Source organism: Pseudomonas sp. W22_MBD1_FP4, assembly GCF_052113765.1.
GTDB classification, from domain to species: Bacteria; Pseudomonadota; Gammaproteobacteria; order Pseudomonadales; family Pseudomonadaceae; genus Aquipseudomonas; species Aquipseudomonas sivasensis.
Window position 1 is genome coordinate 1 of the sequence record NZ_JBGQOI010000001.1, and the last position, 12,539, is coordinate 12,539.

The 12,539-nt window shown below is 59.7% G+C and carries 13 protein-coding genes; 10 read left to right on the top strand and 3 right to left on the bottom strand.

The features are described from left to right. A partial coding sequence (locus tag ACEN2T_RS00005; RefSeq protein ID WP_442116029.1) for a ribonucleotide-diphosphate reductase subunit beta occupies positions 1–662 on the bottom strand: 662 nt, incomplete at its 3' end. Between the two features lie 337 nt (positions 663–999). Here ACEN2T_RS00005 and ACEN2T_RS00010 point away from each other — a divergent pair. The 5 genes from ACEN2T_RS00010 (at position 1,000) to ACEN2T_RS00030 (ending at position 5,899) form a co-directional block, all read left to right on the top strand. Further along, positions 1,000–2,037 (top strand): isopenicillin N synthase family dioxygenase, encoded by a 1,038-nt coding sequence (locus ACEN2T_RS00010; RefSeq protein ID WP_095185848.1) that lies wholly within the window; start codon positions 1,000–1,002, stop codon positions 2,035–2,037. 14 nt (positions 2,038–2,051) lie between these two features. Next, complete coding sequence (locus tag ACEN2T_RS00015) at positions 2,052–2,846, top strand: MetQ/NlpA family ABC transporter substrate-binding protein (RefSeq protein WP_032891093.1); 795 nt, start codon at positions 2,052–2,054, stop codon at positions 2,844–2,846. Further along, complete coding sequence (locus tag ACEN2T_RS00020) at positions 2,843–3,589, top strand: methionine ABC transporter ATP-binding protein (RefSeq protein WP_122753082.1); 747 nt, start codon at positions 2,843–2,845, stop codon at positions 3,587–3,589. Before ACEN2T_RS00015 ends, ACEN2T_RS00020 begins: the two co-directional genes overlap by 4 nt. Continuing rightward, the gene (locus tag ACEN2T_RS00025) at positions 3,586–4,251 is read left to right on the top strand and encodes a methionine ABC transporter permease (RefSeq protein WP_032891095.1); all 666 of its coding nucleotides are present in this window, start codon (positions 3,586–3,588) and stop codon (positions 4,249–4,251) included. The genes ACEN2T_RS00020 and ACEN2T_RS00025 overlap by 4 nt, the downstream gene beginning before the upstream one ends. A gap of 223 nt (positions 4,252–4,474) precedes the next feature. Next, on the top strand, positions 4,475–5,899 hold the full coding sequence (locus ACEN2T_RS00030; protein ID WP_442116030.1) for a M10 family metallopeptidase C-terminal domain-containing protein: 1,425 nt from the start codon (positions 4,475–4,477) through the stop codon (positions 5,897–5,899). A gap of 1 nt (position 5,900) precedes the next feature. Here ACEN2T_RS00030 and ACEN2T_RS00035 read toward each other — a convergent pair whose 3' ends face one another. Beyond that, entirely contained in the window at positions 5,901–7,325 is a 1,425-nt protein-coding gene (locus ACEN2T_RS00035; protein WP_122757160.1) for an aminotransferase-like domain-containing protein, read from the bottom strand. Between the two features lie 158 nt (positions 7,326–7,483). On the opposite strand from ACEN2T_RS00035, the gene ACEN2T_RS00040 reads away from it, so the two are divergent. The 5 genes from ACEN2T_RS00040 to ACEN2T_RS00060 all read left to right on the top strand — a co-directional run bounded on the left by ACEN2T_RS00040 (position 7,484) and on the right by ACEN2T_RS00060 (position 11,687). After that, positions 7,484–7,648, top strand: a complete 165-nt coding sequence (locus tag ACEN2T_RS00040) for a rubredoxin (RefSeq protein ID WP_016968943.1) — start codon at positions 7,484–7,486, stop codon at positions 7,646–7,648. Between the two features lie 26 nt (positions 7,649–7,674). Then, the gene (locus tag ACEN2T_RS00045) at positions 7,675–8,544 is read left to right on the top strand and encodes a TIM barrel protein (RefSeq protein WP_122753083.1); all 870 of its coding nucleotides are present in this window, start codon (positions 7,675–7,677) and stop codon (positions 8,542–8,544) included. Between the two features lie 70 nt (positions 8,545–8,614). Further along, positions 8,615–9,247 (top strand): LysE family translocator, encoded by a 633-nt coding sequence (locus ACEN2T_RS00050; protein ID WP_032891099.1) that lies wholly within the window; start codon positions 8,615–8,617, stop codon positions 9,245–9,247. A 107-nt stretch (positions 9,248–9,354) separates the two neighbouring features. Then, a complete protein-coding gene (locus tag ACEN2T_RS00055; RefSeq protein WP_442116031.1) occupies positions 9,355–10,413 on the top strand; it encodes a diguanylate cyclase in 1,059 nt (352 codons plus the stop codon). A gap of 44 nt (positions 10,414–10,457) precedes the next feature. After that, positions 10,458–11,687, top strand: coding sequence for a M20/M25/M40 family metallo-hydrolase (locus tag ACEN2T_RS00060; protein ID WP_032891104.1), 1,230 nt, complete (start codon positions 10,458–10,460; stop codon positions 11,685–11,687). Positions 11,688–12,005: 318 nt separating this feature from the next. Here ACEN2T_RS00060 and ACEN2T_RS00065 read toward each other — a convergent pair whose 3' ends face one another. Further along, a complete protein-coding gene (locus ACEN2T_RS00065) occupies positions 12,006–12,392 on the bottom strand; it encodes a hypothetical protein (RefSeq protein ID WP_442116032.1) in 387 nt (128 codons plus the stop codon). Between the last annotated feature and the right edge of the window lie 147 nt (positions 12,393–12,539).

Genomic DNA, 12,539 nt, shown 5'->3' on the forward strand with positions numbered 1-12,539 from the left:
TTGGCGACCGATGGGATCTCGTGGTACATGTTGAAGATCTCGCCTTCATCCATGGCCAACGATTCGATGCAGTACTGGTAGGCGTGGGTGTGAATCGCTTCTTCGAAGGCCTGGCGCAGGATGTACTGGCGGCACTCCGGGTTGGTGATCAGGCGGTACACGGCCAGCACCAGGTTGTTGGCAACCAGGGAGTCGGCGGTGGAGAAGAAGCCCAGGTTGCGCATCACGATACGGCGTTCGTCGTCGGTCAGGCCTTCGGGGTTTTTCCACAGGGCGATGTCGGCGGTCATGTTGACCTCTTGCGGCATCCAGTGGTTGGCGCAGCCGTCGAGGTACTTCTGCCAGGCCCAGTCGTACTTGAAGGGCACGAGTTGGTTGAGGTCGGCGCGGCAGTTGATCATGCGCTTTTCGTCAACGGCGACGCGGGCGGCGGAGCCTTCCAGCTCGGCGAGGCCTTCGGCGACGTCGAGTTTGTCCAGGGCAGCCTTGGCGCGCACGATGGCGGCGGAGTCGTTGGCAGTCACATGGCGTGCTTCCAGCGCGGCAGCGGCGCCGGCACCGTCGAGGCGGTCCATGTTGGCTTCACTGGCGTGGCCGGCGTTGGCGCCCTTGATCACCGCTGCACCGGTGTCTTCGTTGTCGACTTCATCCCAACTCAGCATTGAAATACTCCCTTCTGTTCTGTTTTGACGGCCTGTAAAGCCGTCCAAAAAATATGCGATTTGCAGGCTACTAGGCATTGAAATAGTGCGCATAGTGTGGTCGGTAAATACCGATACTGCACACTATGTAGTGGTCTGTTCTGTTTGTGGGCACACTATATGGTGTGTAACAAGGTTGGTCAACGAACAACAATGGCTTGACTGTCGCAGGGGCCATGGGCCTCGGGAAGGCTCTACGGCGCGCCTAAGCTAATTCCAAAAAGATATTTATTGGAGGTTTTTAAGATCGTTTAGCTTGGATGCTTCTAACGGATTCTGTTCAAGGAGCGAGCCGCCGATGGCCCACGTGCAGTCAATCACCACCTTGCCGCTGTTGGACCTGTCGCAACTCGACGGCAGCCCGCAGCAGCGCCAGCAGTTTCTCGATGAGCTGCGCCTGGCAGCGCGGCATATCGGATTTTTCTACCTCACCGGCCACGGCATCGACCCGTCGCTGCTGGCCGAGGTGCAGCAGCAGGCGCGCGCATTTTTTGCCTTGCCCGAGGCCGACAAGCTGGCGGTGGGCATGCTCAATTCGCCGCATTTTCGCGGTTACAACCGCGCGGCGTCCGAGATCACCCGTGGCCAGCCGGACCTGCGTGAACAGTTCGACGTCGGCGCAGAACGAGAGCCGTTGGCGGTGGATCAATACCCGGCCGCCTGGGCACGCCTGCAAGGCCCCAACCAATGGCCGACCGCGTTACCCCAACTCAAACCGCTGGTACTGGGCTGGCAACAGGCGATGACACAAATGGCCCTGCGCCTGCTGCGCGCCTTCGCCCAGGCCTTGTCCCTGCCGGAAAACGCTTTCGACGCGTTGTATGGCGACAAACCCAACGAACACATCAAGCTGATCCGCTACCCCGGCCGCCACGCCCAGCAAAGTCGCCAAGGCGTGGGCGCACACAAGGACTCGGGTTTCCTCAGCTTTCTGCTGCAAGACCAGCAGGCCGGTTTGCAGGTGGAAGTGGAAGAGGGCCGTTGGATCGATGCCGCGCCGCGCCCCGACACCCTCGTGGTCAACATCGGCGAGCTGCTTGAACTGGCCAGTAACGGTTACCTGCGCGCCACCGTGCACCGGGTGGTGTCGCCGCCGGTGGGCAGCGAGCGCTTGTCCCTGGCGTTTTTCCTTGGTGCGCAACTGGACGCGGTGGTGCCGGTGTACCAACTGACGCCCGAACTGTTGCGCGACGCCCATGGCCCGGAGAGCGATCCGCGCAACCCGTTGCTGCGTGACGTGGGCTGGAATTATCTCAAGGGCCGCCTGCGCTCCCACCCCGATGTCGCCCAACGCTTCTACGCCGACGCCACGCTACCCCACGCACTGTCCGCCTGATCAGGAGATCATCCATGTTGAAAACCACCACCCTTACCCTGGCGGCGTTGCTGGCCTCATTCAGTGTGTCGGCCGCTGATGCATTGCGCGTGGCCGCTGACCCGATTCCCCATGCACAGATCCTTGAATACGTGCAGAAGCTCGACCCGAGCCTGAACCTGAAGATCATCGAAATCCCCAGCGGCGTGAATTCCAACGAATTGCTGGCCCATGGCGATGTGGACGCCAATTACTTCCAGCACTTGCCGTACCTCAATTCCCAGGAGCAGGCTCTGGGCCAGAAGTTCGCGGTGGCCGCCACCGTGCATATCGAGCCACTGGGCATCTATTCCCGCCGCCATACCAACTTCGCTCAGGTGCCGGACAAAGGCACCGTCGCTGTGCCGAACAATGTCACCAACCTCAGCCGTGCCCTGTACCTGCTGCAAGCCAATGGCTTGATCAAGCTCAAGCCCGGTTTCAACGACGCTTCCAAGGACCAGGCTACACCTAAGGACATTGCCGAAAACCCCAAGCATTTGAAGATTCTGGAAATCGAATCGCCGCAGATTCCTCGCGCTCTGGACGATGTAGACCTGGCTGTGATCAATGGCAACTTCGCCCTCGAAGCTGGCTTGGAACCGGCCAAGGATGCACTGGGCCTGGAGCAGGCCAAGGGCAACCCCTACGCGAATATCCTGGTGACCACACCGAAGCTGCTGCAAGACCCGCGCATCCAACAACTGGCCAACGATCTTCGTTCGCCAGCGGTGGCCAAGTTCATTACTGAGAAATACGCCGGTTCGGTGATTCCGGTGGCCGTCGAATGATCGTTGTCGAGGGCGTCAGCAAAACCTACGCGGACGGCCAGCCAGCGGCGCTGGATAACGTGTCGTTGCAGATCGCCGACGGCGCGATTTTTGGCATTGTGGGGCGCAGTGGCGCAGGTAAAAGCACCTTGCTGCGCTGCCTGAATCTGCTCGAACGGCCCACATCCGGGCGCATCCTGCTGGATGGCCAGGACCTGACCCTGCTGAGCGACAAGCAACTGCGCCAGCAACGCCAACGCATCGGCATGATCTTCCAGGGCTTCAACCTGCTGCATTCGCGCAACGTGGCGGATAACGTCGCGGTGCCGCTGGAAATCGCCAATGTGCCCAAGGCCGAACGTGCGGCGCGAGTTGCAGAGCTGCTGGCGTTGGTGGGGTTGAGCGACAAGGCCCAGGCGTTTCCGTCACAGTTGTCTGGCGGACAGAAGCAGCGCGTGGGCATTGCCCGTGCATTGGCGGCGCGGCCGGCGTATCTGCTGTCGGATGAGGCCACCAGCGCCCTCGACCCGGAAACCACCACCTCGATTCTTGAGCTGTTGCGCGACATCAACCGACAGCTCGGCGTGACCATCGTGCTGATCACCCACGAACTGGACGTGGTCAAGGCGATCTGTGACAGCGCGGTGTCCCTGGCGGATGGCCGCGTGGTGGAAAGTGGCACGCTGCTGCAGTTGCAGGCCGACCCATCCTCGCGCCTGGGCCGCTCGCTGACGCCGAGCCCGCAAGTGGTGAGGGCCGTATGAAAACCGATTGGAACGACATCCTGCAGTTGCTGCTCAACGCCACCGGCGAAACCCTCTATATGGTGCTGCTGGCCGGGCTATTCACTCTCTTGATCGGCCTGCCCCTGGGCGTGTTGCTGTTTATCAGCCGACGCGATGGCTTGTTACCGTTGCCGCGCCTCAACCGGGTATTGGGCGGGGTGATCAACCTTGGGCGTTCATTGCCCTTCGTGGTGATGTTGATCGCGCTGATCCCGCTGACGCGCCTGATCGTCGGCACCACCCTGGGCAGCACCGCCGCCGTGGTGCCGATCACCATTGGCGCGTTTCCGTTCTTTGCGCGCATTGTCGAAACCGCCCTGGATGAAGTGGACAAGGGTCGTATCGAAGCCATCGTGGCCATGGGCGGTGATATTCGCCATGTGATCCTCAAGGTCCTGTTGCCCGAAGCCTTGCCGGCACTGGTGGCCGGAGTGACCTTGACCCTGGTGATGCTGATCGGTTTTTCGTCCATGGCCGGGGTGATCGGCGGTGGCGGCTTGGGCGACCTCGCTATCCGCTACGGTTACCAGCGCTTCAACAACCAGATCATGGTAGTCACGGTGATTGTGCTGGTGGTGTTGGTGCAGGGCGTGCAGAGCCTGGGGGATCGTTGCGTGCGGTCATTGGCCCATCGCCGATAGAGGTGCTGCGCCGGGTGGGGTGTGCCGCACGCCATCGTCGTGCGGGTCAATCACTGCATGCTCAAGGGACGCGCGGGGCGGTGATTATTTCCTACCGTCTGGAGCGTCGATTGCCAGGCTGTTATCAGCGCGAACGCTTGGTGGTTGCGCACAAGCCTGACATCGCGGCTCAGGCGCAATGCTGATGATCCGGGGACCTTCCTCGCCTGATCAGAGTATGAGCATGACGACTATTTCCCCCCACACCAGCACTACCTTCCAGAACCTCCAACAATTCCTGCAGCGCGATAAGCGCGGTGAGGGCATCGAACACAACGGATTGCCGTCCAAGTCGTCGGAGGACGCCACCCAACAGCTCTGGCGACAGAGCCCTGGTTGGCCGGACAAGAATGGTGACGGTCGTACCGATGTGACCTACGAGTTTCGTGTCCCGCCTGCCGGCGCGGATACACGACGGTTCGGCAGAGTCGGGTTTACTCCGATTGGCGAGCACCAGCGGCAACAGACCCGGCTCAGCCTGCAATCTATCGAAGATGTCGCCAACGTCAGCTTTACCCAAGGGGCGAGAAGTCCCAGCAGCGAGGGGCATATCACGATCGGCAATTACGGCCATATGATCGATCGCAATGGCCGTCCCTATTCCTACACCAACCATGCTTTTTTGCCTTATCCCGGCAATAAAAACAGTGGTGATGTCTGGTTTGTGAACACAAAAACCCAGTCTGCGGTGGCCAACGCGGCCCTTGGTAATTCCGGTCGGCGCACCGTTGTTCATGAGCTGGGACACGCTATGGGCCTTAGCCATCCAGGGGCGTACGGTGCCGCGGGGTTGAAACCAGGGCAGGTCGATTCCTCAGAGGACTCTCGTAGTCATACCGTCATGAGCTACAGAGGCGAGCGCAGTACGTACATGCACCACCGCGGCTTTATGTCGTCGGCGCCGCAACTGGACGATATCAGCGCTTACCAGAAGAAATACGGTGCGAACCGTGACACCCGCAAAAATGACACTAGCTATGGTTTCAACGCCAATTCGGATCGAGACTTCCTGAGTGTTCATGCCCCTGAAGACAAGATGGTGGCTGCCATTTGGGATGGCGGTGGCGTTGATACGCTGGACTTCTCCGGCTACAGGCAAGATCAGCAAATCAGCTTGAAAGAAGGGACCTTCTCCGATGTGGGCGGCCTCAAGGGCAATATCGCTATCGCGTACGGGACAACCCTTGAGAACGTCATCAGCGGTGCCGGCAATGACTTGCTGGTGGGCAATGAAGTTGCCAACACGCTGAAAGGCGGCGAGGGCGACGACCGTTTATACGGAGCAGAAGGGGCCGACATACTGTGGGGAGAAAAGGGCAAGGACGTATTCGTCTATGGGCATACCCGTGAATCGACTGAGGTCGCCCTCGACCGGATCATGGACTTTGTCAGTGGCGAAGACCGGGTCGATGTGTCTGGCCTTACGGCAGCGCTGGGCAAGTCAGCGCTGAGCTTTGTCAGCGAATTTTCCGGCGCCGTCGGTGAGGCAAAGCTTGTGTATGACCCGGTTCTGGAAATGAGCGCGTTACAGATTACCGGCAAGCCTGGTGAGGCGAACTTTGTCCTTGTCGTGGAGGGCAAACTGCAACGCGGCGATATCGTAGGTTGATTCAGGCAGGGGCGTGATCCTGCCCGATACTCTGGCGCAACAGCGCTTCAAACACCCGTTGCACCCGTGGCTCATCGCTGTGGGCCACGTTGAAACGCATCGAATCGCGATGGGCCGGGTCGTAGCCAAACAGCGCGCCCGGCGCCAGCACCATGCTGCGTTTCAAGGCCTCCTGAGCCAACAGCTCGCCGTTGACCCCCGGCGGCAGCCGCGCCCAGATAAACATCCCGCCTTCATACGCCATCGGCAATTCACACCCGCAACGCTTGAGCCATTGCTCGACGCGGCCACCGGCTTCCATCAAGCGCTGGACCATGCGCTTGCGGTGCTTGGCGTAGCTGCCTTCGCTGAGCATGCGGTAGACGATCTGCTCGAACAGCTCCGAAGTCACGCCGCCGCTCATTAACTTCATATTGGTCAGGTTGGCCGCCAGTTGCGGTGCGGCCACCACAAAACTGACGCGGGTGTTGGCGCTCAGAATCTTCGAGAAACCCGACAGATAGGTGACTTGCTCCAGGCCGGCGACGGCAGCCAGGCGCGGTGGCGGGTTGGGGTGCAGGTCGCCGTAGAGGTCATCCTCGACGATATGGCAGTGATACTGCTGGGTCAGTTGCAACAGCCGAAACGCCTGGCTGGGACTGAAGGAGTGACCTGTCGGGTTATGCAGCACGCTGGTGGTCAGGTACAGGCTGGGACGGTGTTCGGCCAATAGCTGTTCGAGGGCGAAGAAATCGAAACCATCGGGACGGCGCTGGATCGTCACCACCTTGACCCCATGCAACGCCAGGTTGGCGTGAAAGTTGAAGTAGCACGGCGCGTCGAGCAGCACCGTGTCGCCGGGACGGGCGAGCAGGCGCATCAGCATGTCCAGGCCCTGCACGGTGTTGGGCGTGGTGATGATCTGCTCCACCGGCACCGACAAACCTTCGCCGTGCAGCTTCTGTTGCAGGGCCTGGCGCAACGGCAGTAGTCCGGCCGGTGTGCCCAGCCCGGCGATGCGCAGCGACGGCGCGCGTACCACGCTGCGCATGGCCTGGCGGATAGCATCGGCGTCCAGCCATTCTTCCGGCAGGTGGCCGCCGCCAGGGCGCAGTTCGCCGCTTGCGGTGACCAACGGGCGACGCAACACGCTAAGCAGGTCCTGGGGCAGCAGGTCGACCCACGCCACCGAGGCCGGGCGCGCGCTGTCCATCGCCACGAAGTAGCCACGGCCCTGGCTGGAGGTGAGCAGGTGGCGCCCGCGCAGGCGGTCCAGAGCTTCATTGAGGGTGAACTTGCTGACGCCCAGGGTCTGGGTCAGTTCGCGCACCGACGGTAATTTGCTGCCGGGCGCCCATTCGCCGTTTTCGATGGCTTGGCTGAACGCCTCGACGATCTGCTGCACCTTCGGCGTGCCGTCCACAAAGGCGATGGCGGATACAAACATAAACCTTCCTTGTGTTTGCTGGTGATTTTACCGGTGAAGTTAGGCCGGATTAGGCATCACTTCACCTGCCTTGTGCAATGCCGCTCCCCTAGACTGCGCGCCATCTCGCCCGGAATTGGCGAACTTTCCTACCAGCGAACCATGGATTTCGCATTCTCATGAAGACTTATATGTGTGCGCCCTGCGGATTTATGTACGTAGAAGAATTGGGCATTCCTGAAGACGGAATCCCGGCCGGTACCCCTTGGGAAGAGGTGCCGGAAGACTGGACATGCCCGGATTGCGGCGTGACCAAGGCCGATTTCATGGCCATTGAACTGTAACGCTCCATCACGAAAGGAATCGCTTCATGGAAAACAAACTGATTAACGCCGCCGTGCCGTTCTGTACCGGTGTGGCCCACCAGAAATACCTGGCCGCCGAGAAGGGCCTGGACACTGCCATCGAAGGCGGGTGCACCCACTGGTATATCGATGGCAGCCTGTTCGGCGAAATGGTCGATGACTGGACCGATGAGCGCATCGCCAGCCTGCAGGAGCAGATCGCGGCCACTGGTGTGAAACCGGTGTACCACGGCAATTTCAAGGCGCCGCTGGGCAGTGATGTGGACGCCTTTCGCATGGCGGCCGTCGAATACGTGAAGAAAGAAGTTGATATTGCCAGCCGCCTGGGCGCGCCGCTGATCATCCACGGTGGCTGCATCGTCGAGCCGAAGATGGTGCTGATGGCCAAGAAAGTCGCCCTGGAGCACTACCTCAAGTCGGTCCAGGAACTGGCGCGTTACGCCGAGTCCAAGGGCGTGGACATCTACCTGGAAAACCTGTCGAACTACGTCAATTACCGGCCGTTCCACTACATCTTCACCCATGAAGCGGAATACGCCTTTGTGTTCGAGCGTCTGCAAGCCCACCCCAACGTGTACTTCTTCCTCGATGCGGGCCACGCCAATATCGAAAACGGTCTGCCGGCCGAGGTGGTGCGTAAGTATCACCACCTGATCAAGGGTATTTCCTTCAGCAATAACAATGGTGTGCAGGACCAGCACTTTGGTATTCATGACGGCAACTGCGATTACGCCGACGTGGTGCAGGCCATTGTCGAAACCAACTGGAAAGGCCTGGTGGCCTTCGAAACCCGCAACCAGACCGCAAAGGCCGCCCTTGGTGAGCTGGCGGTGATGTACCGCGAATCCCTGACCACCGAGATCGCTGTCGCCTGATGGATACCGGGGCGGGCGCCGGTGTGCCCGTCCCACGGCTTTCGTTTCTACCTACTCAAGGCCCTGGCCCATGACCACTGCGTTAACGCTGTCTTCGTTTCTCTATTTCCTGCTGTTCTGCGCCACCATGACTTTCAGCCCTGGCCCCATGACCCTGTTGCTGCTGAGCCTGGGCTTGAAGGACGGTTTGCGCAGCTCGATCCCGGCGCAGATCGGCGCCAGCGTGTCTTACCTAATTTCGATCCTGATTTTTGCCGTGGGCTTCTCGGAGCTGATCAAGGGCAACCTTGCCATTACCCAGACCATCCAGTTTGTCGGTGTGGCCTACATTCTCTACCTGGCCTACAAGCAGTGGACCAGCAGCGGTGTGGCGATCGGCAAGGCCGGCGCCGTGGAGGGCTCACGCAGCCTGTTCGGCAAAGGGCTGCTGACCGGGTTTTCCAACCCCAAGACCATCATCATGTTCAGCGCTGTGTTCCCGCAGTTTGCCGGGGCAGGGGAGCACAGTTCGGCGGCGGATATCGCGATACTCGGCGCGACGTTCCTGATGCTGCAATTTGCCAGTGGCTGTCTGTATTGCTACTTCGGCCAACGCATCAAGCACGTCTTGGAAAACCCCAAGCGCCGCGTGTTGTTGCAGCGGGTCACGGCGGTGTTGCTGCTGGGTGTGGCGTTGATGCTGGCCCGGGGCTTTTCTCACTAAGCGCTTTGGCTCGTGCATTTGCGCCGTGGAATGAGCTTATGAGTGGTAGTGGCGAATTACTGGCGCCCTGATAGACTCCAGGCATTCATCCAGGATGACACCCAACCATGCCAGCCGCCGGAGGAAAGGGACTTCCGCTTGCTACCCGCTTGTATAAATCCCGCACGTTGGGGCTGACGCTCGGTTTAGTGTGTGTGGTGTTTGGCATGTATCCACTTAACCCCTCTGCGTGGGTATGGGCGTGGATGCTGATTAACGCCATCGTCTGGCCTCATCTGGCGTACCGACTGTCTCTACGAACCGCCAACATGCTGCGCAGTGAACACCGCAACGTGTTGTTCGATTCGTTCTGCGGCGGGTTCTGGGTTGGGGCCATGCACTTCAACCCACTGCCCAGCATAACCACGCTGTCGATGATGACCATGAACAATGTCGCCCTCGGCGGCCCGCGCCTTATGTTGGCGGGGTGGGTGGCGCAAGCGCTTGGCATCGGCACCTCGTTGCTGATCTTCGCGCCGGCCTTTGTAGCCACGACCACCCAAGCTCAAGTCTATGCATGCTTGCCGATTCTGATGCTCTATCCCCTGGCGCTTGGCTGGATCTGCTACCGCCAGGCCGTGAATCTGTCCCAGCACAAACGTGAATTACTCGCCCTGAGTCGCACCGACAGCCTGACCGGTCTGCTCAACCACGGCGCTTGGAAAGATCATCTGGAAATCGAGTTCCAACGCTGCCGTCGCGAGCAGCAGGGCGCCGCGATTGCGTTGATCGACATCGACCACTTCAAGACCATTAACGACACTTACGGCCACGTCACGGGCGATATCGTCCTGCGCCAACTCAGCAAAATACTGCGCCAGAACCTGCGCGCCACCGATCTGGCCGGGCGCTATGGCGGCGATGAGTTCTGCGTGATCCTGCCGGGAATGCCGCTCAACCATGCCACCGAAGTGATGGATGCCTTGCGTGACCGCTTCAATGCCTTGGCGTACGCCCAGGACCCAACTCTGCGTGCCAGCTTGAGCATCGGCCTGTCGCGGTATCAACCGGAACATGTCGACTCCACCGGCTGGCTCAACGATGCCGACCAGGCCCTGTATGAAGCCAAGAGCAGCGGGCGCAACCGTGTCAGCGCGGTGCACGGGAGTTGGTTGCGCTCCGTTTAGTGGGGTAGGGTGGCTGCACCTCAACAAAAAACAAGGATCGGTCTATGCGCTTCGCCTTCCCCCGTACCCTCCTGGCCGCCACGCTGGCCTTGTCCTTCGCACTTCCGGCCTACAGCGCCGAACCCCACAAACAGATCCAGGCGGATGCCGAACAGTACAAGGCCGAGGCCCTGAAACTGCTGGAGCGCCTGGTGAATATCGACTCGGGCTCCGGCTACGGACCGGGCCTGACCCAGGTCAGCGACATTGCCGTGGATGAGTTGAAGCAGTTGGGCTTCAACATCGAACGCATACCGGATGCGGCCGCCAACAGTAGCCATGTGATCGCGACCCTCAAAGGCACCGGCAAAGCGAAGATTCTGCTGATGGCCCACATGGACACCGTGTTCAAGGAAGGCTCCGCGGCCGAGCGCCCGTTTCATATCAAAGACGGTCGCGCCTATGGCCCCGGCGTGATGGATGACAAGGGCGGCATCGTCGCCGGCATCTACGCGCTCAAAGTCCTGAAGAATCAGGGCTTCAAAGACTACGAGCGCATCACCTTCCTCCTCGACGCCAGCGAAGAAACCGGCTCCGACATCGCCTCCGAGCTGATTCGCAACACCGCCAAGGCCCACGACGTCACGCTGAACCTGGAACCCGGCCGCCCCGCCGACGGCCTGGTGGTGTGGCGCAAAGGCAGCGCCACCGCCGTGGTCGAAGTCAAAGGTAAAGCCGCCCACGCCGGCGTCGCCCCCGAACTGGGCCGCAACGCCGCCATGGAAGCCGCGCACCAGATCCTGCAACTGGGCAAGCTCGGTGATGAAGAAAAGAAAACCACCATCAACTTCACCGTAATCAAGTCTGGCGACCGCACCAACGTGATTCCTGACCAAGCCACCGCCAAGGCAGATGTCCGCGCAGCATTGCCGGAAGAGTTTGATCGGATCGAGAAAGACTTGGTGCGGGTTTCCGCGAACAAACTGATCCCGGAAACCGAAGTGACCACCACCCTCAAACGCGGCCTGCCGCCGATGCCGCAGACGGCGGAGTCGGACAAGCTGGTAGCGATTGCCCAGGGGATTTATGGGGAGTTGGGTAAGAAACTGACGATTGAGGGCAGCGGCGGCGCGGCGGACGCGAGTTTGTCAGCCGGGGTAGGGACGCCGACGTTGGATGGGTTTGGGATTGTGGGAGGCAATATCCATACGGCGGACGAGTACGCGGAGGTGGAGAGCGTGGCGCCTCGGGTTTACTTGTTGAGTCGGATGATTATGGAGTTGGCGAAGCGGTGATTTGACCCGGTACGCGTTTCATTCTGTAGTGAGCAGGCTTGCCCTGCGCCGGGCTGCGAAGCAGCCCAAACCTGACACCGCCGATCTACCTGATATACCGCATCTGCCTGAGAGGGGCTGCTTCGCAGCCCGGCGCAGGGCAAGCCTGCTCACCACAGGGATTGGGGGGTGTCAGGGGGTTGGCGGTGTTGTTACTAAGTTGATGGGGCTCAATCTATTTGTTGAGTTTGATGATTACGAAGTTGGCAAAGCGGTAATTTGACCCTGCACGAATTTCATTTTAATGAGTGAACGTTTGTGGTGAGCAGGCTTGGGCTTTTAGTCTTTAATTGACTCGGACCAGCGCTGGCAGAAATCGCGCTGCTCCTGAATATCGTTGGTGAGGTCGCTTTCCTCATAAGCAAAAATACTGGTGAGTTCACCATCAGGGTTTCCCATAGTCATCTCGTAGGCAACAAGACCATTCGACATCTGTGAAGACATTCCAGACGTGTGAACATTGATTTTTGCGCCTTTGCACAAAAATCTAATATCTTTCAAGTCTGCTCTCAATAAGCCAAAGCTCTCGAACAGGTCTAATGCGGTGTACGTTTTCCGTTCGCCATTACTCAGCAATAGACTAAGCGTTGGTTTTCCTCCCGCGTATTCGATGACTGCGCATTCACGTATACCGTTATTGATAATGGTTATTTCACGTGACTTCATGGGTGTTCCCTCTGGGGGTGCAATAGTGTGTATCCCTTGGAGGAACCGTCGCAATAATCAGGGCCTTAACGAAAAAAACCATCTGCAATCCCTCGCACTGTGTATTCAGGCGAGGGACTTTGCAGGCGTTTTCCGCAGCGGGGAGTA

Excerpts from the sequence above, each read along its gene's own strand:
- ACEN2T_RS00060 (WP_032891104.1), top strand. The coding sequence starts at position 10,458 with ATGCGCTTCGCCTTCCCCCGTACCCTCCTGGCCGCCACGCTGGCCTTG.
- ACEN2T_RS00030 (WP_442116030.1), top strand. The coding sequence starts at position 4,475 with ATGACGACTATTTCCCCCCACACCAGCACTACCTTCCAGAACCTCCAA.
- ACEN2T_RS00010 (WP_095185848.1), top strand. The coding sequence starts at position 1,000 with ATGGCCCACGTGCAGTCAATCACCACCTTGCCGCTGTTGGACCTGTCG.
- ACEN2T_RS00025 (WP_032891095.1), top strand. The coding sequence starts at position 3,586 with ATGAAAACCGATTGGAACGACATCCTGCAGTTGCTGCTCAACGCCACC.
- ACEN2T_RS00035 (WP_122757160.1), bottom strand. The coding sequence starts at position 7,325 with ATGTTTGTATCCGCCATCGCCTTTGTGGACGGCACGCCGAAGGTGCAG.
- ACEN2T_RS00055 (WP_442116031.1), top strand. The coding sequence starts at position 9,355 with ATGCCAGCCGCCGGAGGAAAGGGACTTCCGCTTGCTACCCGCTTGTAT.
- ACEN2T_RS00015 (WP_032891093.1), top strand. The coding sequence starts at position 2,052 with ATGTTGAAAACCACCACCCTTACCCTGGCGGCGTTGCTGGCCTCATTC.
- ACEN2T_RS00020 (WP_122753082.1), top strand. The coding sequence starts at position 2,843 with ATGATCGTTGTCGAGGGCGTCAGCAAAACCTACGCGGACGGCCAGCCA.
- ACEN2T_RS00065 (WP_442116032.1), bottom strand. The coding sequence starts at position 12,392 with ATGAAGTCACGTGAAATAACCATTATCAATAACGGTATACGTGAATGC.
- ACEN2T_RS00040 (WP_016968943.1), top strand. The coding sequence starts at position 7,484 with ATGAAGACTTATATGTGTGCGCCCTGCGGATTTATGTACGTAGAAGAA.
- ACEN2T_RS00045 (WP_122753083.1), top strand. The coding sequence starts at position 7,675 with ATGGAAAACAAACTGATTAACGCCGCCGTGCCGTTCTGTACCGGTGTG.
- ACEN2T_RS00050 (WP_032891099.1), top strand. The coding sequence starts at position 8,615 with ATGACCACTGCGTTAACGCTGTCTTCGTTTCTCTATTTCCTGCTGTTC.